The sequence below is a fragment of the Nocardioides sp. NPDC004968 genome (genome assembly GCF_040608935.1).
Classification (GTDB): domain Bacteria; phylum Actinomycetota; class Actinomycetes; order Propionibacteriales; family Nocardioidaceae; genus Nocardioides.
In genome coordinates this window covers 1-21,361 of record NZ_JBEXJF010000024.1, presented here as the reverse complement: position 1 = coordinate 21,361, position 21,361 = coordinate 1, and the positions used below count along the sequence as shown (strand labels likewise).

The 21,361-nt window shown below is 69.0% G+C and carries 19 protein-coding genes, 1 tRNA gene and 1 other RNA gene; 16 read left to right on the top strand and 5 right to left on the bottom strand.

All coding sequences use genetic code 11. The features are described from left to right. Positions 1–7 precede the first annotated feature (7 nt). Positions 8–4,039, bottom strand: coding sequence for a type VII secretion protein EccCa (eccCa, locus tag ABZU72_RS19860; RefSeq protein WP_355020548.1), 4,032 nt, complete (start codon positions 4,037–4,039; stop codon positions 8–10). A 174-nt stretch (positions 4,040–4,213) separates the two neighbouring features. On the opposite strand from eccCa, the gene ABZU72_RS19855 reads away from it, so the two are divergent. The 6 genes from ABZU72_RS19855 to ABZU72_RS19830 all read left to right on the top strand — a co-directional run bounded on the left by ABZU72_RS19855 (position 4,214) and on the right by ABZU72_RS19830 (position 10,502). After that, a complete protein-coding gene (locus tag ABZU72_RS19855) occupies positions 4,214–5,587 on the top strand; it encodes a hypothetical protein (RefSeq protein ID WP_355020547.1) in 1,374 nt (457 codons plus the stop codon). Positions 5,588–5,741: 154 nt separating this feature from the next. Then, positions 5,742–6,077, top strand: a complete 336-nt coding sequence (locus ABZU72_RS19850; RefSeq protein ID WP_355020546.1) for a WXG100 family type VII secretion target — start codon at positions 5,742–5,744, stop codon at positions 6,075–6,077. A 47-nt stretch (positions 6,078–6,124) separates the two neighbouring features. Next, positions 6,125–6,418, top strand: a complete 294-nt coding sequence (locus tag ABZU72_RS19845) for a WXG100 family type VII secretion target (protein ID WP_355020545.1) — start codon at positions 6,125–6,127, stop codon at positions 6,416–6,418. A gap of 183 nt (positions 6,419–6,601) precedes the next feature. Further along, a complete protein-coding gene (gene eccD / locus ABZU72_RS19840; RefSeq protein ID WP_355020544.1) occupies positions 6,602–7,972 on the top strand; it encodes a type VII secretion integral membrane protein EccD in 1,371 nt (456 codons plus the stop codon). Then, positions 7,972–9,375 carry a type VII secretion protein EccB gene (locus ABZU72_RS19835; RefSeq protein WP_355020543.1) on the top strand — a complete coding sequence of 468 codons (1,404 nt, stop codon included), beginning with the start codon at positions 7,972–7,974 and terminating at the stop codon, positions 9,373–9,375. The genes eccD and ABZU72_RS19835 overlap by 1 nt, the downstream gene beginning before the upstream one ends. Beyond that, complete coding sequence (locus ABZU72_RS19830) at positions 9,357–10,502, top strand: S8/S53 family peptidase (RefSeq protein WP_355020542.1); 1,146 nt, start codon at positions 9,357–9,359, stop codon at positions 10,500–10,502. The genes ABZU72_RS19835 and ABZU72_RS19830 overlap by 19 nt, the downstream gene beginning before the upstream one ends. 4 nt (positions 10,503–10,506) lie before the next feature. On the opposite strand, the gene ABZU72_RS19825 is transcribed toward ABZU72_RS19830, so the two are convergent. Then, a complete protein-coding gene (locus ABZU72_RS19825) occupies positions 10,507–10,872 on the bottom strand; it encodes a helix-turn-helix domain-containing protein (protein WP_355020541.1) in 366 nt (121 codons plus the stop codon). A 76-nt stretch (positions 10,873–10,948) separates the two neighbouring features. On the opposite strand from ABZU72_RS19825, the gene ABZU72_RS19820 reads away from it, so the two are divergent. Beyond that, positions 10,949–11,359: a RidA family protein gene (locus tag ABZU72_RS19820; RefSeq protein ID WP_355020540.1), complete on the top strand. Its 411-nt coding sequence runs from the start codon at positions 10,949–10,951 to the stop codon at positions 11,357–11,359. Positions 11,360–11,365: 6 nt separating this feature from the next. Here the strand turns inward: ABZU72_RS19820 and ABZU72_RS19815 are convergent, their stop codons facing one another. Further along, a complete protein-coding gene (locus ABZU72_RS19815) occupies positions 11,366–12,004 on the bottom strand; it encodes a helix-turn-helix domain-containing protein (RefSeq protein WP_355020539.1) in 639 nt (212 codons plus the stop codon). A 58-nt stretch (positions 12,005–12,062) separates the two neighbouring features. Here ABZU72_RS19815 and ABZU72_RS19810 point away from each other — a divergent pair, with 58 nt between their 5' ends. Together ABZU72_RS19810 and ABZU72_RS19805 are read left to right on the top strand one after the other, a co-directional pair. Continuing rightward, on the top strand, positions 12,063–12,560 hold the full coding sequence (locus ABZU72_RS19810; RefSeq protein WP_355020538.1) for a VOC family protein: 498 nt from the start codon (positions 12,063–12,065) through the stop codon (positions 12,558–12,560). Position 12,561: 1 nt separating this feature from the next. Beyond that, positions 12,562–13,296: a hypothetical protein gene (locus ABZU72_RS19805; protein ID WP_355020537.1), complete on the top strand. Its 735-nt coding sequence runs from the start codon at positions 12,562–12,564 to the stop codon at positions 13,294–13,296. 49 nt (positions 13,297–13,345) lie between these two features. Here ABZU72_RS19805 and ABZU72_RS19800 read toward each other — a convergent pair. Further along, positions 13,346–13,433, bottom strand: a tRNA-Ser gene (locus ABZU72_RS19800). A 100-nt stretch (positions 13,434–13,533) separates the two neighbouring features. Here ABZU72_RS19800 and ffs point away from each other — a divergent pair. After that, an RNA gene (gene ffs, locus ABZU72_RS19795) (signal recognition particle sRNA small type) lies at positions 13,534–13,624 on the top strand. Positions 13,625–13,637: 13 nt separating this feature from the next. Here ffs and ABZU72_RS19790 read toward each other — a convergent pair. Then, positions 13,638–14,234, bottom strand: a complete 597-nt coding sequence (locus tag ABZU72_RS19790; protein WP_355020536.1) for a DUF4328 domain-containing protein — start codon at positions 14,232–14,234, stop codon at positions 13,638–13,640. Between the two features lie 356 nt (positions 14,235–14,590). Here ABZU72_RS19790 and ABZU72_RS19785 point away from each other — a divergent pair, with 356 nt between their 5' ends. From ABZU72_RS19785 to ABZU72_RS19760, 6 genes are all read left to right on the top strand, one after another. After that, positions 14,591–16,693 (top strand): DNA polymerase III subunit gamma and tau, encoded by a 2,103-nt coding sequence (locus ABZU72_RS19785; RefSeq protein ID WP_355020535.1) that lies wholly within the window; start codon positions 14,591–14,593, stop codon positions 16,691–16,693. A 10-nt stretch (positions 16,694–16,703) separates the two neighbouring features. Beyond that, a complete protein-coding gene (locus ABZU72_RS19780; RefSeq protein ID WP_355020534.1) occupies positions 16,704–17,087 on the top strand; it encodes a YbaB/EbfC family nucleoid-associated protein in 384 nt (127 codons plus the stop codon). Positions 17,088–17,135: 48 nt separating this feature from the next. After that, complete coding sequence (recR, locus tag ABZU72_RS19775; RefSeq protein ID WP_008356228.1) at positions 17,136–17,732, top strand: recombination mediator RecR; 597 nt, start codon at positions 17,136–17,138, stop codon at positions 17,730–17,732. 86 nt (positions 17,733–17,818) lie between these two features. After that, the gene (locus ABZU72_RS19770; protein WP_355020533.1) at positions 17,819–18,406 is read left to right on the top strand and encodes a DUF5063 domain-containing protein; all 588 of its coding nucleotides are present in this window, start codon (positions 17,819–17,821) and stop codon (positions 18,404–18,406) included. An 11-nt stretch (positions 18,407–18,417) separates the two neighbouring features. Further along, on the top strand, positions 18,418–20,256 hold the full coding sequence (locus ABZU72_RS19765) for an aspartate kinase (RefSeq protein WP_355020532.1): 1,839 nt from the start codon (positions 18,418–18,420) through the stop codon (positions 20,254–20,256). Further along, entirely contained in the window at positions 20,253–21,296 is a 1,044-nt protein-coding gene (locus ABZU72_RS19760; RefSeq protein ID WP_355020531.1) for an aspartate-semialdehyde dehydrogenase, read from the top strand. Before ABZU72_RS19765 ends, ABZU72_RS19760 begins: the two co-directional genes overlap by 4 nt. Positions 21,297–21,361 lie beyond the last annotated feature (65 nt).

The following is a 21,361-nucleotide window of genomic DNA, read 5'->3' as shown; positions in this document are numbered from 1 at the left end:
TCGAGGACTACACCGTCGACTCGCTCCAGGCCAGCTGGATGACCTCGATGCCGCGGTCGCGGGTGACGAGGCGCCCACGACCCGGGAGGGTCGGGACCGGCTTCAGGTTGCCGATGAGCGGGCCCTCGTCCGGGTTGCCGGAGAGCAGCAGGCCCGGCATCGCCAGGTCGCGCATCGACTGGATGACCGACTCGTAGAGGGAGCGCGAGGCACCGCCCGATCGGCGGGCGAGGATGACGTGGAGGCCGACGTCGCCGGCCTGGGCCATCAGCGGCTGCAACGGAGCCAGGGGCGAGCCCTGCTGCGTCGAGACGAGGTCGTAGTCGTCGACGAGCACGAACAGCTCCGCGCCGGACCACCACGACCGGCTGCGCAGCTCCTCGGGGGTGACGTCCGGGCCCGGGATCCGCTTGGTCAGGTACGCCGCCAGGTCGTTCAGCGTCGGGTTCGCCTGGGTCGCGGAGGTGAGGTAGCCGACCAGGTAGTCCTCGGGGATCTCGCCGAGCAGCGACCGCCGGTAGTCGACCACCGCGATCTGCGCCTCCTTGGGCGTGTGCGTCCGCATGATCTCGCGGGCGATGCTGCGCAGCATCGAGGACTTGCCGGACTGGCCGTCGCCGAAGACGAGCAGGTGAGGCTCGGTGTCGGGGTTGAGGCCGACCGGGGCCAGCTCCTTCTCGTTGATGCCGAGAAGGAGTCGCTTGCCGGGCTTCTCCGTTGTGACCCCGGCCTGCTCGCGGATCCGCTCGATCGTGATCCGCTCCGGCAGCAGCCGCAGCTTCGGTCCGGCAGGACCCTGCCAGGCCGCGGAGACCCGGGAGATCAGGTCGTCGACGCCATCGCCCAGCGTCGCCGCCGAGCCGTCGCCGTCCATACGGGGCAGGGCGCTGAGGAAGTGGAGCTTCTCCTTCACGATGCCTCGACCCGGGCGTCCGGTCGGCACCAGGGCGGCGAGCTTGCGGTCGAGCTCGGAGTCCATCGGGTCGCCCAGACGGAGCTCGAGCTTGGTGCCGAAGACGTCGCGCATCGACGAGCGGAACTCGGCCCAGCGACCGGCTGCGGCAACGATGTGGACACCGAAGGTCAGGCCGCGCGGAGCGATCTCCTGGATGGCGTACTCGAGGTCGTCGAAGTCGGCGCGCAGCGTGCCCCACCCGTCGATGACGAGGAAGACGTCGCCCCAGCCGTCGTCGGCCTGGCCGCGGGCGCGGCGGGTGCGGTAGGTCTCGATCGAGTCGATGCCCTGCGCCCGGAAGTAGGCCTCGCGGCGGTCGATGATGCCAGAGATCTCGGCCAGGACGCGGCGTACGACATCGGGCTCGGAGCGGGTGCCGACACCGGAGACGTGCGGGAGCTTGGCCAATGGTGCGAACGTGCCGCCACCGAAGTCGAGGACGAAGAACTGCACCTCCTGCGGCGTCATGGTCAGCGACATCGAGGTGACGATGGTGCGGAGCGTGGTCGACTTACCGGTGCGGGGCGCACCGATGACCGCGACGTGACCGGCGGCCCCGCGCAGGTCGACCGTGAGCGTGTCGCGCAGCTGCTCACGCGGCTTGTCGACGATGCCGAGCGGCACCACCAGTCCACCGAGCCGCTTCCAGGCCGGCGAGTGCAGACCGAGCTCGGGCGAGGTGGTCAGGTCGGGCATCAGCGTGTCGAGCGTGTCGGGGATGTCGAGCGGCGGCAGCCAGACCTGGTGGGCCGGGGCGCCGTGGCCGGTCATCCGGTCGACGGCGATGTCGAGCATCGACTTCTCGACGCCGTCCGCGCCCACGACCGGGGTGGCCGGACGCTCGTCCTCCTCGACCGGCATCGCCAGCTGCTTCACCTCGGCGATCGAGAACGGGTAGATGCCCTGCAGCTTGCCGCCCTCGTCGCGGCGGACCCGTGACCCCGCGGCCGGCGGCCCCGAGACGTACGCAGCCCGGAACCGCTGCATGTTGGTCGGGTCGGGCTTCAGGTAACCGAGGCCGGGGATCGCCGGGAGCTCGTAGGCGTCCGGCACACCGAGCACGGTCCGCGACTCCTGCGCGGAGAACGTACGCAGACCGACGCGGTAGGAGAGGTGGGAGTCGAGACCGCGTAGGCGGCCCTCCTCGAGACGCTGCGAGGCGAGCAGCAGGTGGATGCCGAGGGATCGGCCCAGACGACCGATCGCGACGAACAGGTCGATGAACTCGGGCTTGGCCGAAAGCATCTCGGAGAACTCGTCGACCACGATGAACAGCGACGGCAGCGGATCCATCGAGGGGTCCTGCGTACGGGCCTTCTCGTAGTCCTTCAGCGAGGAGAAGTTGCCGGCTTCGCGCAGGAGCTCCTGGCGGCGGGTCATCTCACCGGAGAGCGCGTCCTGCATACGGTCGACCAGGGTGAGCTCGCCCTCGAGGTTGGTGATCACCGCGGAGACGTGCGGCATGCCCGCCATCCCGGCGAAGGTCGCACCACCCTTGAAGTCGACCAGCACCAGGTTGAGGACCTCCGGCGGGTGGGTGAGCACCAGACCGAGGACGAGGGTGCGGAGGAACTCCGACTTACCGGAACCGGTCGCGCCGATGACGAGGCCGTGCGGCCCCATACCCTGCTGGGCCGACTCCTTGATGTCCATGTAGATCTGCTGGCCGGCCTCACCGACACCGACCGGCACACGCAGCCGGTCGCGGTTGGCGCGAGGACGCCAGGCGACGTCCGGGTCGAAGGAGCGTACGTCGCCCAGACCGAGCAGCGCCATGTAGTCCTTCGGGGCCGCGATCTCGGTGTCCTGCGGGGTCTCGGCGGCCGCGTCGGAACCCTCCGGGGCCACCGTGTAGAGCGCGGTCAGGCGGCGGGCGTAGGCCTCGGCATCGGCCATGCTCATCTGGTCCACCCGCAGGCGGACCGGGTCCATGCGTACGCGCACCTGGTAGCCGGCGACCGTGTTGTTCTCGTCGGGCTCCTCGTCGTCGATCAGGAATCGCACCCGGCTGGAGTCGAACAGCTCGTCCCAGTGGGTCGGCAGGTCGATGACGGTGACGCCCTGGATGCCGTCGTCGGGGAGCACGTGGTTGCCCGGCGGGACGGAGCCGCCGTCGACGATGACCACGACCTGCGGCGAGGGGATCCGGTCGTCGGTGCCCCAGCGGGCACGCTCGCCGACCTCGGTCGGAAGCAGGGCACCGAGGTCGTTGATGTTGGTGACCACCATGCGGCGCGGCCCGACGGCGTCGACCTCGCGGCCGCTCTGCGCGTGCGGGAGCCACTTGACCCAGTCCCACTCGGCCAGGTTGCGCTCGGAGGTGAGCACGGCGACGATCAGCTGCTCCGGCGAGTGGAAGGCCGTCATCCCGCAGATCAGCGCGCGGGCGAGCGCCCGGGCCTGGTCCTCGTTGCCGCAGATCTCCATCTTGTCGAAGCCGCGCAGGTTGGTCGCCGCCGGCAGGTCGGGCTGGACCCGGTGGACGGTCAGCAGCCGGTGCAGTGCGCTCGCCGACGCCGGGTCGACCTGGTCGATCGGGGTCTGCTGGGGCGGCACCAGGGTCAGGGCCAGGGGCTGGTGCGCGACGCCGTAGCGGACGTCGAGATAGCGCTTGTGGGTGTTCGAGCGCTCCCACAGCCGGCTGCGCTCCTCGGCGATCGCGGGCAGCGAGGACGGCGCGGGATAGTGCCAGGTCAGCGCCTTGCGCTGCTGCTCACCGGCCTTGCGCGCCGACTGCCGGATGCCGGCCAGGTAGCGCAGGTAGTCGGTGCGCTGCCCGCCGACCTGCTTCTGCTTCTGCTTACGCTGCCGGTCGATCTGCACGAAGATGAAGCCGAGCGTGGCGAAGAGGAACATGCCGGCGGCGATGTAGCGCTGGATCGGCGGGGAGCCGCCCGCGCCCGACTGCATGGTCGCGATGAGCACGATCGACCCGAGGCCACCGAGCATGGGGATGGCGTTCATCAGGATGCCCCCGACGCCCTCGCCCTCTTCGATAGCCGGCGGAGCATTCAGAGCCAGCTCCCCCTCGGGGACCTCCGGCTCCTCGGTGCGGGTACCGCCGGCTGTCGCAGCGATGGTCACGTGTCCCCCTGAGACTGGTTCAGTGCCCCACGGGCCCGGATGCCGCAGGTGGTCAGGATCTTAGAGTGCCCGCCACCCGGCTACTACCCTTAACCGTGCCGGTCGGGTAAAACGGGCGGTGGAGCTTCCGATGTGGAACTCTGTCACAGGGTCATCACGCATCCGGGAGGTGTCATGTCCACGCAGACGGCCGATGCCGTTGAGCCGGCGCTCGCAGCAGGCGGCCTGGCGGTCACGGTCCACGGCACCGCCGGAGTGGTCGACATCGTCGTTCCGTCCGATGCGCACGCCTCGGACCTGGCGCGGGAGTACGCGACTGCCGTCGGCCTGCCCGCGGCCCCGGTGCTGCGTGACCGCCGTGGCGAGGTGATCCAGCCGGACGCGTCGCTCGCCTCACGTGGCATCACCTCGGGCGCCCTGCTCGCCGCAGACTCGCCGCCCACTCAGGCCTACGCGCGGCGCGAGGTCGTCGAGACGGCCGACCCGGTCCGAGCAGGCAGCTTCTCGTTCTACTGGGTCGGTCTGGCCACTCTCCTGGCGGTCGCCGCGGCCGGGTTCGGCGCCCAGGCCGACGGCTGGCAGCGACTGGCCATCGCCGGTCTGCTCGCGCTGGGCGCGTTGATCGGCATCATCCCCGCGGGGCCGTACGCAGCGCGCCGAGCGATCGCCGCTCCGGCCTTCGCCGCCGGCGCCGCCTTCGTCATCACCGTCGACCCGGTGCCCGAGACGCTGCCGATGGCGGTCGGCGTGGCCGGGTTGAGCGCCGCGGTCGTCGCGACGATCTCGCGGTCGCTCGTCGACACCGTCGACGAGGCCCTGAAGATCTGGACGACGACCGGCGTCGTCGTCTTCGTGGTGACCGCGCTGTGCGCCCTGCTCGGCACCTCGCCGCAGGTGCCGTGGTCGATCCTGTTCGCGGCTGCCGCGCTGGCGGCGCGGATCGTCCCGTCGTACGCCGTCGACGTCCCGGACTCCTATCTCCTCGACGTCTCCAAGCTGTCGGTGACCGCCTGGTCGGCACGAGCCAAGACCACCTCGGGCAAGGCGACGGTCCCGATCGACGAGGTCACCCAGGTGGCAGGGCGTGGCGCCCGCACCTTGGCGGCGGCCTCTTGGGCGGTTCTGGCCGTGGTCGCGGTGAGCGGGCCGGCACTGGTGGCGACGGCGACGGACGACGTGGACCGGATCGGTGTCTGGCTGATCCTGTTGGCCGGTGCCTTCGTCATCCTGCTCTCGGCGCGCAGCTATCGCTACTGGCTGCCGCGTGGCGTACTCCGGGTCGCCGGGGTTATTGCGCTGGCGGTCGGGGTCCGTGCCTTCGTAGGCTGGGCCGACCCGGAGCTGGTCTCCTGGTTCGGTCTGGGAGTCGTGGTGATCGGGTTCGCCGTCATCATCGCGGCGATCGCGACCGGCCGGGGCTGGCGCTCGGCGAAGTGGGCGTCTCGGGCCGACTGGGCGGAGTCGCTGTGCGGCGCCGCCGTCATCGCGTCGTTCGTGGTTTCCTCAGGGTTCTTCCGACACCTGTGGGAATCGGGTTTCAATGGCTAGGCAGCAGGGCTGAAAAAGTTCAGAGATTTGTGTTTAGAACTCCGGAGACGGGGTAAGAACACATTGTCCGGACCTCGGGGGAGCCCATCGGGAGCCGGGCTCCAACAGGTATCAAACCTAGGAAAACCGGTTCCGCCGGTGGAAGGACAGCACCATGAGCAGTGAGATCAAGCAAGGCCAGGCGATCAACACCGCCGTCAACTTCATCAACGAGACCAAGGCCAAGCTGCAGAGCGTCAACAGCCGCACCGTCTCGGAGGCCCAGGCGGAGGGCGCATCGGGCTGGAAGGGTTCCGGCGGCACCTCGTTCCAGCAGCTGATGAACACCTACAACGAGAAGTCGCGCGAGATCACCAACGCGCTCGACGAGCTCACCGCGGGTCTCGAGAACGCCCGCAAGGTCGGTAGCCAGGCCGACGAGGATGTTGCCGGGCAGTCCAGCTCCGTCACCTCCAGCATGGACAGCATCTCCTACAAGATGGGTGGCTGACCACCCGGTCAGGCCGCATTTCAAGCACAGGACTGGAAGGAACTGACATGGGTGAAGAGATTGTCGTAAACCACGGGAAGATGGGCTCCATCACCGACGTCCTGCTCAAGGGCGTTGCGGACATGGACCGCGAGCTCGACGAGCTCGAGCGTCACATCCTCGGCCTCCAGGAGAACTTCACCGGTGAGGCGGCTGACGCCTACAACCGGGCGCAGGCCAAGTGGAACCAGAGCATCCGCGAGCTCGGCATGGCTCTGGACCGCGGCAGCAAGTTCGTCAACGAGGCCAACGCCAGCATGCACGACGCGGACCGTCGCGGTGCCGGCGGCTTCGGCGGCTGAGTTCTTCAGCACACAGGCAACACGAGGGGACCGGTGCGGGGCACCGGTCCCCTCGTCGCTGGTTTTATGGCAAAGTCAGCGCTGATGTTCGCTGTCTGACTCAGCGGGCGCGAGGTAGGTCTAACTCTCGGGACATTCGGTCGGTTCGTCCCGGGCACAGGCACGACGCGAGGAGTTCGTGAAATGACGCAGGCGCAGGTGGCGCCCACTGGGCTGGTCCGGGTCACAGTCGCCTCCGGCACACGTCGGATGGATCTGGTGCTGCCGGGCTCGGTGCCGGTGGCGGAGCTCGTGCCGGAGCTTGCGCGAAGCGTCGGGTTGCTCGACCCGCAGACGGCGTACGCCGGCTACCGCGTCGTGCTCGCCGACGGCCGCAAGCTCGCCGGCGACCTCGGTCTGATCCCGCAGGGCGTCGAAGACGGTGGCGTGCTCACCGTGAGCGCCGGAATCGACGACAAGCCGCCGCGGGTCTATGACGACGTGGTCGAGGCGATGACCGACGTCGTCGAGAGCGAGATGGCCCCCTGGAAGCCGGAAGCAGGACGACGTACGTCACTGCTGGCCGCCGCGCTGCTGCTCCTCCTCGGTGCCGGTGCGCTGTGGACGCAGGCTCCGTCGATGCTCGCCGGCGTCGCTGCCGGGGTGATCGGCATCGTCCTCGCCGGAGGCGCCATCGTGCTCTCCCGGCTCGAGGCCGAGAACGACGCCGCGATCGCCGCGGTGTGGATCGGTGAGGTCTACGGCGCGGTCGCCGGCTTCCTGATCGGCTCGGCCTCCCTCGGCCCCGAGGGCGGCGTCGGGATGCCGCTGGCCTTCGCCGGCGCGGGCGCGATGCTCGCCGCCGCGATCGGCTTCCTCGGCCTCGGCGAGGCCCGGATGCTGGCGATGCCGGGCGCGCTCGTCGGTGGTGTCTTCCTGGTCGCCGGCATGCTGCTGAGCATGACCGGCTGGAAGGCCGGTGTGGTGCTCGGGATCGTGCTGGTCGTCGTGGTGCTGGCCGGCAGCTTCTTCCCGTGGCTCGCGCTGAGCACGACCAAGACCGACGTCCCTCAGCTCTACTCCGACGAGGACATCAACCTCGACCCGGACGAGATCCGGGCCGACCAGGTCAGGGTCGACGCGAAGGTCGCCCACGAGATCCTGGTCGCGATCGCCCTCTCGGTCGGCGTCCTGGTCGTGCTGACCTCGCCGTTCGTGGTGCGGCTCGGGCTCTTCGGCACGCTGCTTGCTCTCGCCGCGTGCGTCGTGCTGATGCTGCGCACCCGGCAGTACCGGACGGGCTCGGAGGTGCTCGTCGGTCTGGTCTCCGGGATCGCCGGCCTGCTCGCGATCGGTGCCGCGCTGCTCGTCTACCACGAGTCGTGGCGGCCGACGACCGCCGTCGTGCTGGCGGCTGCGGGTGGCGTACTCCTGGTCCTGACCCTCGTCCCCGACGTCGGGTCGATCCGTCGTGGTCGGCTGGCCGATGTCGCCGAGACCGCCTGCCTGCTCGCGATGCTGCCGCTGATGGTGCTCGCCTCGGGCCTCTTCGGCGCCGCGGTGGCTGGTTTCTGATGGCCAGCAAGAAGGACCTCGTAGAGGCCCATGCCTTCAGCCGCCGCCGGCTCGTCTCCGCGTTCCTCTCCGGCGCTCCGGGCGGGCGTGAGGTGGAGCCGGCCCGACCGGGCCGCTCGGTCTTCGGTGGCGTCGTACTCGCGGTGCTGCTCATCGCCGGCGGTGCTGTCGCCCACTTCCTCGCTCCCCGGCCCGCGACGGGCTGGGCAGACCAGCCCGGCCTGATCGTGACCAAGGGCGGGGCGCGGTACGTCGTCACCGGCCCCGAGAACGACAGGGCGCTGTACCCGGTCGTCAACCTGGCCAGCGCCCAGCTCATCCTCGGGCTCGACCTGGAGAAGAAGTCCAAGGTCATCGACCAGGAGGAGATCGACAAGGAGTTCCCCAAGGGCACGATCGGCCTCGGCGGACCCGACGTCCCTGAGGAGCTGCCGCTGAAGTCCGACTTCATCAACACCGGCTGGACGGCATGCACCGCCAACGGTGCAGGTACGCACCTGAACATCTCTGCGAAACCCGACGTGCAGCCGGCCACGGACACCGGTTTCATGGTGCAGACCGAGGACGGCACCTACCTCATCGCCGAGCACGAGAGCGAGGGGTACGCCCAGGCTTACAGCTACAAGGTCGAGGGTGACGCGGAGACCTATGCGGACCGTATCTTCAGCGACCCTGTCTCGACGCCGACAGTGCCCCAGGCATGGGTCAACCTCTTCCCGGCCGGCGCGCCGCTGTCGGGTGATTCCTTCGGGGGCGCGTTCACCAAGGCCGGCGGTACGGTCGAGGGTGAGGACTACCCGATCGGCACCAAGGCCAACTTTCAGGCCAACAACTACCTGATGACGGAGTCCGGCTGGATCCGGATGGACGAATTCACCAGCGAGGTCTATGACGTCGTCTTCGGCAGCAAGGGCAACCAGCAGTCGCTGGACTCGCAGCCGAACATCAACGGCGAGCGCCTGGAGACCTTCTGGCCCGACGAGTCCCTCGAGGCCGGCACCGGCAGCGTATGTGCCGAGCTCGAGACCGAGGACGAGACGACCGTGCGGCTCGGCATCGATCCGGGCGAGACGGCCTGGCCGACTTCGGAGCCTCCTGCCGCCGGCGACTTCACCTCGGCCCGGGTCGATCCCGGCAAGGGAGCCTTCGTCTACGCCGCCAACGGCGAGGAGCTCGACAAGAAGAGCGCGACGCCATATCTGATCGATGCCCGCGGCACCGCCAACACGCTGGACGGGCCGGTCACGGTCGAGCGGCTCGGCCTGAAGACCGACTCGGGCCCGATCGTGCCCGGCACCTGGCTGCGGCTGCTCCCCGGCGGAGCTGCGCTCTCGACCGAGCTGGCGCTGTGCCCGCCCAACTCTGACGAGGTCCAGGAGAGCAAGTGCGTGGCGACCGAGTGAAGCTGATGCGTAGCTGCATCGCGCTCGCTGCCGTCATCGGTGGGTTGTCGCTGCTGGGCAGTCCGGGACCTGCGTACGCAGCGGAGGAGAGGGCCGACTGCTCGGCCTATGCGACCAACACCGGCGGTTCCCCGCAGAAGGCGGACACCAAGACGGCGCCGGTTCCCGACGGTGTCGCTCCGTTCGCGATCATGCGGATCCCTGAGGCTCAGCAGGTGAGCAAGCAGGGCCAGGGGATCCGTGTCGCGGTGGTCGACTCCGGTTACAGCCGCAGCGCGAAGGCCTACTACGGCACCGTCGCGGCCGGCCTGATCTCCCAGATCGCGCCCAAGGCGAAGCTCAGCGACCACCCAGTCCTCAAGGTCGGTCAGGAGAAGTCCACGGTCGACGCCAAGCAGATGACCGCCGAGCTCAACTCGCTGGCCAAGGGCAACGCGAAGGGGCTGATCGTCGACATCGGTCTACCCGCGACGCAGGCTGCTCCCGGCCTCGACGCGGCCGTCGACACGCTCACCAAGAAGGGCGCCATCGTGGTGATGGCCGCGGACTGGTCCGGTGTCACCACCGACACCGATCCCCTGGACATCGCGCCCAAGGTCTTCCCGAACGCCGACGACCCGGTCGTGACGGTCAGCGCCTCCGGCACCTGGGCCTCCGACCCGAATTTCACGGTGCTGCCCAACTCCAACACCGACGTCGTCGCTCCGACGTACGGTGCCGCCTCGACGACGCTCTTCGGTCAGCCGTGCTGGGTCGACTCGATCACGACGTCGTTCGCGTCGGCAGAGGTCGCGGGCGTACTCGCCCTCATCTGGTCCACCAACAGCGGCTGGAGCGCTCAGCAGGTCATCGACCGCCTCTACAGCACCACGTCGGGCCGTGAGGGCCAGGGCGGCCGCTACTGGGGTGCCGGTGTGGTGAACGCTTACGCCGCACTCACCCGCCCGGCCGTCAAGGAGGCCGCCGCTCCGCCGGAGATCGAGCAGGCCCCGATGGCGCGCGAGAAGGCGGATCCCCTTGCCGCGGTTCGTGAGAACGCGATCTGGTGGGGGATCGCCGGCGGCGGTGCGCTCGGTCTCGGGCTGGTACTGCGGCCGCTGTTCTCGCGGCGCAAGAGCTCGATGTAGCGCGTCAGTCCGAGCGGTCGAAGGCCTCGCGTGCTGCTTCGACCTCCGGCAGCGTCGTGGTCGTCCAGTGGTAGAGCCGGTCGATGAGGTCCTGCAGGGTGCTGCCCAGCGGGGTGATGCGGTATTCCACCGCGACCGGGCGGGTGCTCAGCACCACGCGCTCGACCATGCCGTTGCGCTCCAGACGACGGAGCGCGGTGGTGAGTGACTTCTGGGTCACTGCCGGTATCGCCTGACGCAGCTCGTTGAAGCGGCGTGGCCGCTCGCACAGCGTGTCGAGCACCTGGAGCGACCACTTGTCGAGGAGTTGGTCGAGGAGCTCGCGATGCTCCTGGGTCAGGCGCAGCGGGCTCGGGCTGGTATCCGACATGACACCTAGTCTCGTTGAAGTGTCCTCTGGATACCAAGTACACATGAGAAACCTTAACCCACGAAAGGATCTCATCGTGTCCGTTGATCTGCTCACCCCCGAAGGCATGTTCCAGCCCGTGCCCTATCACCACGTCTCCGTCGCCACCGGCACCCGCCACGTCCACGTCGCCGGACAGATCGCCCGGGACGAGCTCGGTCGTGGCGTCGCCCCGGACGACCTCGCCGGCCAGCTCGCCCATGCCCTCCGCAACACGGCCCGCGGCCTGGCCGGCGCCGGCGCGACCTTCGCCGACGTCGTACGCCTCCGGTTCTTCGTCACCGGCTGGACCCCGGACAAGTACGACGCCTTCGTCGCCGGGCTCGAGAGCGTCATCGACGAGCTCGACATCCCGCAGCCCCTACCGCCGCTCTCCGCTATCGGCGTGGACTACCTGTTCGAGCCCGACGTGCTCGTCGAGGTCGAGGCGTACGCCGTGCTGGACTGAGGCGCCTCAGGTGGACGGGGCCATGGCGAGGTGGCGCCAGGTGCGGTGCCGCCACGCCTGGTACTCGGCGGGCGCCCAGCGCAGGGTGCGGGTCATGTGGACGTAGGTCTCGGCGTTGGCGAGCAGGGCGCTGGTCGCGATCACCCACTCGAGGTCGGCATCGGGGCTCATCAGCCCGTCGCGGTGCAGCTTCTCCCAGAACGCACGCACCTGCTCGAGCGTCGACTCGCGGGCCGCCTGGGCTGCCGCCGCGATCAACGGCTCGTCCGCCTCGGCCTGCATGGCCACGGCGAGGACGGGCGCGATGCGATCCATCATCAGCGCGGTGCCTTCCGCGTCCGCAGCCAGTCGCTCCTCGAGCGTCGGGGCGTTCATCACCGTGTCGATCCAGTCTCGATCGGCCAAGGCGATCGGCAGGGCGTCGCCGACGAGGGCCACGTCGACCACCCGCTTGAGCAGGTGTGCCTTGCTGGCGAAGCGGACGTAGATGGTTCGGTCGGAGACTCCCGCGGCTTTGGCGACGTCTGTCAGCGCGGTGCCGCGATAGCCGCGCTGGGCGAAGAGCTCGTGGGCCGCGGCGACGATCGCCTGCTCGGTCCGCTCGGCACGAGATCCCCTAGCGGGGGGATTGACTTCTGAAAGCATGAGTTGCAGTCTAACTGTAATTAGGAGATTGCAGTCATACTGCAAGTCAGGAGTGGACATGAGCGACCACGAAGCACCGGCTCTCGCCGGCGTCCACCACCTCAAGCTGCCGGTCGCCGACCTTCGGCGATCCCAGCGGTGGTACGAATCAAGGCTCGGGTACAAGCTCGTCGTGGAGTTCCAGACGGACGGCGAGCTCGACGGCATCTGCCTGGTGCACCCCAACGGTGGCCCGAACCTGGGCCTGCGGCTCGATCCCGAACGTGCCCGTGCGGCCGCCGGTTTCGACTACTTCTCGATCGGAGTGAGCGACGAGAGCACCCTCCGGGCGCTCGCGGACAGGTTGACCGAGCTCGGCGAGCGGCACGCCGGCGTGCAGCCTGCGACCCTCGGTTGGATCCTGCCGCTGCTGCACGATCCCGACGGTCACGAAGTGCGGTTCTACACCGTGCAGCACCACACCGAACCGGACCCGAAGGACGTTCTCGTCGTGGACAACCCGGTCGAGGCGGCCCGACGCAACGCCGTGGCCCGGGCCGAGCACGCGGTGGGCTGAGATGAACCTCAAGAAGATCGCCCGCGGCGACCAGCCTGTACGCCGCGTCGATCGCGAGAGGGCGCCGCGGTGGGCGGCATCGGCGGGCTGGGCGTACATCGGCGCGGTCGCGGTGCTGGCGGGGTATGTCGTGGTTGCCGTCAGCATCGGAGCCGGCTTCGAACGGGATCTCGTGGCGGCAGCCGAACGCGAAGGCGTGGCGGTCAATGCGCTGGCGAGCTCCACGCAGGCCGAGATCACCCATGACCATCCGGTCTACGCACTGATCACGGGGCTGCTCCTCTTCGTGTCCCCGGTGTTCCTGGCTCTGGCCGCCGGCCGGATCCGCACCGGGGCGCCCGGCCGGCTCGCCCAGCTCGCGTGGTGGTCGGCACTGGCCACGCTGGTCGTGTGGTGGACGTACGTGGCTCTGGGGTTGGGCCTGTTCGCCGACCCGGAGAATCTGCCGCCGCTCGTGAGGGACTTCGATGCGCTGACGGTCCCGCTCGTATCTGCCTTGTCGCTGCTCGCGCTCGGGTCGATGGTGTTCGCCGCGGAGGCGCTACGCGGGCACGGCGTCGTTCGCCGAGCGGCGCGTGCGACCACGGTCATCAGCCTCCTGCTCGGCGTGGTCAGCCTGGTGGGCCTGGTCGCCACCGGATTCGAGGACCCGGTGGCCCCGATCGTGATCGTGCCCGGAGGGCTGATCCTCGGGATCGCGCTGCTTCGCGCGCAGCGGCCGGCGCGCACTGGATAAATGAACGGCGCCTGACCTGCTCGAAAGCAGGTCAGGCGCCGGTTTGTGCTGGCGGATCTGGGGGGATTCGAACCCCCGAGGGCGTTAACCCAACACGGATTCCAGCCGTGCGCCATAGGCCACTAGGCGACAGATCCGTGAGAGATCCTACGCGGCTCCGGGATCATGGAGGAAATCGGCGGAGGTCCAGCGGGTGCGCTTTGGGATCGGCCAGCGGACTCGTCTAGACTCTTCCGCAACCCCCCATGTGGCGACATCTTGTCGAACCTCCCCAGGGCCGGAAGGCAGCAAGGATAAGCGAGCTCTGTTGGGTACGTGGGGGGCCTTTTCTTTTCCGCAAGTCAGCGGCGGGCGGCCTCTTGGTCCCGGGTGATCTCGCGGATGATCGAGATCCAGTACACGCAGGCGATCACCAGGGCGATCGCGGAGAGCGTGTCGAACATCGCGACAACGATGATCGCGTCACGCGACAGGACGTCCTCGCTGTTGAAGAGCTGCCCCGACAAGTTCATGGCCAGGACCGCGACGATCCAGGCTGTCCACCAGACGCCCAGTGCCGGGCGGGTCTGGCCCTTCGCGGTGGCGCGGCGCACGTCACCGACGACCTGAAGCGGGAACCAGAACGACACGATCGGCACCCACCATCCGAGCCATACCCATGGGCGGCTGCGTCGCATCGGGAACCCGGGGTTCATGACCTTCGCAAGATCATAGCTCCGCAGCAGCCACAGGCACCCAACGATGTAGAGCGTGATCAGGACCGCGAACATGGCGAGGCCGATGACGGTGGATGCGCCGACCCAGACCCACCCCAAGGTTGAGGGAGGCTCGCCCGCCATCATGTCGTTGACGGCCACGGAGACCGGATACGAGATCGCGGCCGAGATGACCACCATGGCGGTGAGGCCCACGGCGAGCCAGATGGATGCGGTGGCCATTCCCCGAGGGATGGCCGGCAGGCTCTGGTTGGAGTGCGGCGGTCCTGGCATCCGGCTCGGGTCGGGAACAGGTTGGTTCGGAAAGGGTGGTGGCGTGTCGTACGGATTGCTCATTGAGCGTCCTCTCTGCTTCGGGATGGCTGACGAAACGTAGATCCGTCTGCGGCCGCCTGCGTTGGAAGCGATCACGAACGCGTCACGATCGGAGCTGGCTCCTTCGGGGTGAACGCGAAGTGGTCGATATGGGCTGTGGGTCGCCCGTGAGTGGGCCCAAAGCGGCCACTTTGCTTGGTTCGTCCGACGCCCAACCGCCCGGCGGCTACCGACTGTCGGTGGCGATCGTTAGGGTTCATGGGGTGGACGCACCGCTAGCTCTCTATCGCCGCTACCGGCCGGACAGCTTCGCCGATTTCATCGGACAGGAGCATGTGACCGGTCCGTTGCGCAATGCGCTCGCGGCCGACCGGGTCAACCATGCGTACCTCTTCTCGGGGCCCCGGGGGTGTGGGAAGACGACGGCCGCGCGGATCATGGCGCGCGCGATCAACTGCGAGCGGGCGCCGATCGCGGACCCGTGCGGGGAGTGCGAGTCCTGTCGTGATCTGGCGCGCGGGGGCCCGGGAAGCATCGACGTGATCGAGATCGACGCTGCCTCGCACGGTGGCGTCGACGACGCCCGTGATCTGCGGGAGAAGGCGTTCTTCGCTCCGGTGAGGTCGCGCTACAAGATCTACATCATCGACGAGGCGCACATGGTCTCGACGCAGGGATTCAACGCCCTGCTCAAGCTCGTCGAAGAGCCGCCGGAGCACCTTCGCTTCATCTTCGCGACCACCGAGCCGGAGAAGGTGCTCGCGACGATCCGGTCGCGTACGCACCACTATCCGTTCCGCCTCTACCCGCCCAAGGTGGTCAGCGAATATGTCGCGCGGCTGTGCGAGGAGGAGAAGATCGCCGTCGACGCATCAGCGCTGCCGCTGGTCGTGCGTGCCGGCGGTGGCTCGATGCGCGACACTCTTTCGGTCATGGACCAGCTGCTCGGCGGGGCGGGGCCTGAGGGCGTGACGTACGAGCTGGCCGCCGGGCTGCTCGGCTACACCCCGGACGCGCTGCTGGACGAGGTCGTCGACGCCTTCGCCGCCCATGACGGCGCCGCGGTCTTCGGTGTCATCGACAAGATCATCGAGACCGGCCAGGACCCGAGGCGGTTCACCGAGGACCTGCTGCGGCGGCTGCGTGACCTGGTCATCGTCAAGGCGGTCCCGGACGCGCCCGCGACCGGGCTCATCGACGTCTCCGACGACGGCGGTGAGCGGCTCGTCGCCCAGGCCGGACGCTTCGGACCGCACGATCTTTCGCGCGCCGCCGATGCGGTCGCCACCGGTCTGACCGAGATGCGCGGCGCCACCGCCCCCCGACTTCTGCTCGAGCTGATCTGTGCCCGGGTGCTGCTGCCCGCGGCCGACGGTGCCGACGGTCTCGCGGCCCGGCTGGACCGTCTGGAGAGGCGGATCGAGATCAGCGGTACGCCGACGGTGTCCGCTGCTCCGGCGGCGGCCGCCCCCGCTCAGGACCGGCCGGTGCTCAAGCCGTCGGTCGGTGCGCCGGGGCACGAGACCGTCGCTCCGCCGGCGCCGCAGCCCGAGCCCGTCCAGGCGTACGCCCCGACCCCCGAGCCGGCCCGCGAGCCCGCTCCGGCTGCGGAGATGCCTCCCCAGCAGGCGCCGGCCGCTCCCGAGCCGCCGAGCCAGCCTCAGCCGCAACCACAGACACAGCCTCAGGCGCAGTCGCCGGGTGCGATGGGCAACGTGGACGTCCGCCGCCTGTGGGACGACGTGATCGCCCAGACCAAGGGCCTGCGCCGGGCGACCTGGTCGCTCGTGGGACAGAACGCTCAGGTGGTCGACTTCCGCGACGGCGTGCTCACCCTCGGGTTCGCCTCGCCGGGTCTCCGTGACCGGTTCGCGACCGGCGGACACGAGCCGATCCTCGGGCAGGCGCTGGTCAACGTGATCGGCATCCAGCCGAAGATCGAGGCGATCGTCGCGGGCGGCGGCCAAGGAGCCCCGCAGCGGCAGGCCGCGCCTCCGCCGCAGCCGAGCCAGCCCCAGGAGCCCACCCAGCCGCAACAGCCGCCGGAGGCATCCTGGAACGAGCAGGCGCCTCCGCCCGACTGGGCCGCCGAGCCGCCGCCCCCCGACCAGCCACCGCCGCCGGAGCCGTCGGCGACGCAGCCGGCCGACCCGGGAGCGATCGCGCTTGCTCGGGAGGCCATCCGGCCGACGCGTGCGGCCGACTACGAGCCCCCGGTCGACGACACGGTGGCCCGCCTGGCGGAGGCGGATGCCGCGGTGAACCCCGACGACCAGGCCTACGACGGGCCTGCCGCGATGGGCGCCGAGGCGCTGCTCGCTCAGGAGTTGGGTGCAACGATGATCGAAGAGATTCCTCACAACTAGGACGGCACAGATGACGAACCCACTCGAAGGCCTCGGCGGCGAGGGCGGCTTCGACCTCAACGCGATCATGCAGCAGGCCCAGGCGCTGCAGAGCCAGATCGTCGACGCCCAGGAGAAGCTCGCCGAGACGATCGTCGACGGCACCGTCGCCGGCGGTGCGGTGACCGTCAAGCTCACCGGCACCGGCGAGCTGGTCGGCGTGGAGATCAAGCAGGGCGAGTTCGACGGCAGCAACCCCGACGACCTCGAGGACCTCGGCGCCGTGATCGTCGCCGCCTACCGCGAAGCCAAGGGCAAGGCCGACGAGCTCGCCGGTGACGCGATGGGCCCGCTCGCGGGCGGCCTCGGTGGTGCCCCCGGCGGCGGCGAGCCGCCGTTCAAGCTCGGCTTCTGAAACAGACACGGTCGAAACCAGCACAGCTAGAGACAGGCGATAACCAAGTTGTACGAGGGTGTGGTCCAAGACCTCATCGACGAGCTGGGACGGCTTCCGGGCGTAGGCCCGAAGAGCGCTCAGCGGATCGCGTTCCATCTGCTCCAGGCTGATCCCGCCGACGTACATCGGCTGGCCTCGATCCTGAACGAGGTCAAGGCGAAGGTGAAGTTCTGCTCGGTCTGCTTCAACGTCTCCGAGGAGGAGACCTGCCGGATCTGTCGCGACCCGCGTCGCGAGCAGTCGGTGCTGTGCGTGGTCGAGGAGTACAAGGACGTCGTCGCGATCGAGCGCACCCGCGAGTTCCGCGGCCGCTATCACGTGCTCGGCGGCGCGATCAGCCCGATCGATGGGATCGGTCCCGACCAGCTGCGCATCCGTGAGCTCGTCCAGCGGCTCAACGACCCAGGGATCACCGAGGTGATCCTCGCCACGGACCCCAACCTCGAGGGCGAGGCGACGGCGACGTACCTGACCCGTCAGCTGAGCCCGCTCGGGCTGAAGGTCACCCGTCTGGCCAGCGGCCTCCCGGTCGGTGGCGATCTGGAGTACGCCGACGAGGTCACCCTCGGCCGAGCCTTCGCCGGACGCCGTGCGGCTGAGTAGTACCTAAGAGCCGACTCTTTACCCTCGTCAGGCCGCGACTTCGGCGGTAGCCTGACGATTCAAGGGACCTCGGGAAGGGGGCAGTCATGACGAACGACTTGACCGGCAAGGACTTCGCCACCAGCATCGCCGACTCGGTGGAGAGCTTCCTGCTCTCTGTGCGCGCGATCGCTGCGGACGGCGATGGTGGCAGCGCTGTCCCGATGCTGCTGCTGGAGGTGAGCCAGATCCTGCTGGCGGGCGCGCGACTGGGCGCCCAGCAGGACTTCGAGCCTCGTGAGGAGTTCCAGCCCGACGTGGGCATGGAAGCCGACGTCGACGAGCTCCGGATGGGGCTTGCCGAGATGTTCGGGGACATCGACACCTACAGCTTCGTCTTCGATCCGTACAGCCCGGACGTGGTCGACAGCCAGATCTCCGACGACGTCTCCAGCCTGGTGACCGACCTGGAGTACGGCCTGCGTCATTACCGTCTCGGCGACGTCGACGAGGCGCTGTGGTGGTGGCAGTTCAGCTACGTCAACAACTGGGGCAACCTGGCCGGTGCCGTGCTCAACGCACTGCTCACCGTGGTCGCTCACGACCGCCTCGATTCCGAGCCGTTCACCGGTGAGGACGAGGACCTGGCTGCCGCTGATGAGATGCTGGAGAAGACGGCCGCATCGGCAACGTAGACTCTCCCGCCGTGGGAATCGTCGTTCAGAAGTACGGTGGCAGCTCGGTCGCGGACGCTGCAGGCATCAAGCGCGTCGCTCAGCGAGTGGTCGCGACCAAAGAGCAGGGCCACGATGTTGTCGTGGCCGTCTCTGCCATGGGCGACACCACCGACGAGCTGATCGACCTGGCCAACAAGGTCTCGCCCGACGCGACCGCGCACGCGCGTGAGTTCGACATGCTGCTGACCTCCGGCGAGCGGCAGTCGATGGCGCTGCTCGCGATGGCGATCAACGACGTCGCGAACGAGCGCGGGCTGGCGTACGAGGCTCGGTCCTTCACCGGGTCGCAGGCCGGTCTGATCACCGACGCGCAGCATGGGCGCGCCAAGATCCTCAGCATCACCCCGGAGCGGATCCAGGCAGCGCTCGGCGACGGTGCGATCGCGATCGTGGCCGGCTTCCAGGGCGTCTCCAGGGACACCAAGGACATCACCACGCTGGGCCGTGGCGGCACCGACACCACCGCGGTCGCGCTGGCGGTGGCGCTGGACGCCGACGTGTGCGAGATCTACACCGACGTCGACGGCGTCTTCACCGCCGACCCGCGGATCGTCCCGACCGCCCGCAAGCTGAGCTCGGTCGCCTTCGAGGAGATGCTCGAGCTCGCGGCCTCCGGGGCGAAGGTGCTCCACCTGCGCTCGGTGGAGTTCGCCCGGCGTCACAGCCTCCCGATCCACGTACGCTCGTCCTTCTCCACCCTCAACGGCACCGTCGTCAAGGGCAGCATCGACGCGGTCTCGCCACACGCCGACCATCAGCTCAGCGGGGACGCTGGGATGGAGGCGCCGATCGTCGCCGCCATCGCCCACGACCGCAGCCAGGCCAAGATCACCGTCGTCAACGCACCCGACGAGGTGGGCGCCGCGGCGAAGGTCTTCGAGATCATCGCCGGGGTGGGCATCAACGTCGACATGGTGGTCCAGGACTCGTCGGCGGCCGGCGCCGACCGCACCGACATCACGTTCACACTGCCCCGCGACGACGCCGAGCGCGCCGGGAAGGCGCTGGAGCAGGCGCGCGGCGAGGTCGGCTTCGAGCGGGTGAACACCGAGCCTCGGATGGGCAAGGTCTCCCTGATCGGTGCCGGGCTGCGCACCCAGCCGAAGAAGATCGCCGACTTCTTCTCCGCGATCGCGCAGGCCGGCGTCAACATCCAGATGATCTCCACCTCGGAGGTCCGGGTCTCGGTCGTCGTCGGTGACGACGAGGTCGACCGCGCCGTGGAGGCCGCCGCGGAGAGGTTCAGCGACGTGGAGGTCGAGAAGGTCTCCTACGGCGCCGACGCCGATGGCGACACCCCGGAGATCGTCGGCGTAGCCCACGACCGTGGCGAAGCCAAGATCACCGTTGCCGGCGTCACCGACGAGCCCGGCGAGGCCGCCCGCATCTTTGACACCCTTGCCGACAACGGCATCAACATCGACATGATCGTCCAGAACGTGTCGGCGGAGAAGACCCGGCGTACGGACATCTCGTTCACGCTGCCGCGCACCGACGTCAAGCGGGCCCGCGCGGCACTCGGCGACATCCAGGCCGAGGTCGGTTTCGCCGACCCGGTCGCCGACGAGCAGATCGGCAAGCTCTCGATCGTCGGTGCCGGGATGCGTACGCATCCGGGGATCACGGCGAAGTTCTTCGCCGCGCTCGCCGCAGAGGGAGTGCTGATCCGGATGGTTTCGACCTCGGAGATCCGCGTCTCGGTGCTCGTCAGCGCCGACGACCTCGACCGCGCCGTGCGCGCCACACACAAAGCATTCGGCCTCGACAGCGACGTAGAGGCCATCGTCTACGGAGGGACCGGCCGATGAGCATCAACCTGGGAATCGTGGGAGCGACCGGACAGGTGGGCGTCGCAGTACGCCAGATCCTGCTCGAGCGCGGCTTCCCGCTCGGCGAGGTCCGTTTCTTCGCCTCGGCGCGCTCGGCGGGCAAGTCCATCGAGTTCGGTGGCCGCTCGGTCGTCGTCGAGGACGCCGCCACCGCTGACCCCTCGGGCCTCGACATCGCGATCTTCTCCGCCGGTGGCGCCACCTCGAAGGCACTGGCGCCGAAGTTCGCTGACGCCGGCGTGATCGTCATCGACAACTCCTCGGCCTGGCGCAAGGACCCGTCGATCCCGCTGGTCGTCTCCGAGGTCAACCCCTCGGCGATGGACGGAGTCATCGAGGCCCGCCAGGGCATCATCGCCAACCCCAACTGCACCACGATGGCCGCGATGCCGGTCCTCAAGGCGCTCCACGACGAAGCCGGTCTCGAGCGGCTCGTCGTATCGACCTACCAGGCCGTCTCGGGCTCCGGCGTCGCCGGCGTCGAGGAGCTGGTCAGCGAGGTCGCGGCTGCCGGCGACAAGGCCCGCGAGCTCGCCTACGACGGCTCCGCCATCACCTTCCCGGAGCCGGACAAGTACGTCGAGACGATCGCCTACAACGTCCTTCCCTACGCCGGTTCGCTGGTCGAGGACGGCCTCAACGAGACCGATGAGGAGCAGAAGCTCCGCAACGAGTCCCGCAAGATCCTGTCCCTGCCCGACCTGCGGGTCTCCGGTATCTGCGTCCGCGTCCCGGTCGTCACCGGCCACTCGCTCGCGGTCAACGCCGAGTTCTCCTCGTCGCTGACCCCCGAGCGCGCCACCGAGATCCTCTCGAACGCCCCGGGCGTCGAGCTCCGCGACGTACCCACGCCTCTGTACGCCGCCGGCAAGGACCCCTCCTACGTCGGCCGCATCCGCCAGGACGAGGGCGTGCCCGACAACCGCGGCCTCGCCCTGTTCATCTCCAACGACAACCTCCGCAAGGGCGCCGCGCTCAACACCGTCCAGCTCGCCGAGCTGGTTGCCGCTGCCCTCTGACGAGACGTCAGGCGCGCTGTCCGAGACATCGATGCCGATCGACTGAGGCGCTGTCACGGGAAAGA

Coding starts and splice junctions, on each gene's coding strand:
- ABZU72_RS19760 (WP_355020531.1), top strand. CDS start 20,253: ATGAGCATCAACCTGGGAATCGTGGGAGCGACCGGACAGGTGGGCGTC.
- ABZU72_RS19855 (WP_355020547.1), top strand. CDS start 4,214: ATGTCCACGCAGACGGCCGATGCCGTTGAGCCGGCGCTCGCAGCAGGC.
- ABZU72_RS19810 (WP_355020538.1), top strand. CDS start 12,063: ATGAGCGACCACGAAGCACCGGCTCTCGCCGGCGTCCACCACCTCAAG.
- ABZU72_RS19815 (WP_355020539.1), bottom strand. CDS start 12,004: ATGCTTTCAGAAGTCAATCCCCCCGCTAGGGGATCTCGTGCCGAGCGG.
- ABZU72_RS19805 (WP_355020537.1), top strand. CDS start 12,562: ATGAACCTCAAGAAGATCGCCCGCGGCGACCAGCCTGTACGCCGCGTC.
- ABZU72_RS19770 (WP_355020533.1), top strand. CDS start 17,819: ATGACGAACGACTTGACCGGCAAGGACTTCGCCACCAGCATCGCCGAC.
- ABZU72_RS19835 (WP_355020543.1), top strand. CDS start 7,972: ATGGCCAGCAAGAAGGACCTCGTAGAGGCCCATGCCTTCAGCCGCCGC.
- eccD (WP_355020544.1), top strand. CDS start 6,602: ATGACGCAGGCGCAGGTGGCGCCCACTGGGCTGGTCCGGGTCACAGTC.
- ABZU72_RS19790 (WP_355020536.1), bottom strand. CDS start 14,234: ATGGCCACCGCATCCATCTGGCTCGCCGTGGGCCTCACCGCCATGGTG.
- ABZU72_RS19845 (WP_355020545.1), top strand. CDS start 6,125: ATGGGTGAAGAGATTGTCGTAAACCACGGGAAGATGGGCTCCATCACC.
- ABZU72_RS19850 (WP_355020546.1), top strand. CDS start 5,742: ATGAGCAGTGAGATCAAGCAAGGCCAGGCGATCAACACCGCCGTCAAC.
- ABZU72_RS19825 (WP_355020541.1), bottom strand. CDS start 10,872: ATGTCGGATACCAGCCCGAGCCCGCTGCGCCTGACCCAGGAGCATCGC.
- ABZU72_RS19780 (WP_355020534.1), top strand. CDS start 16,704: ATGACGAACCCACTCGAAGGCCTCGGCGGCGAGGGCGGCTTCGACCTC.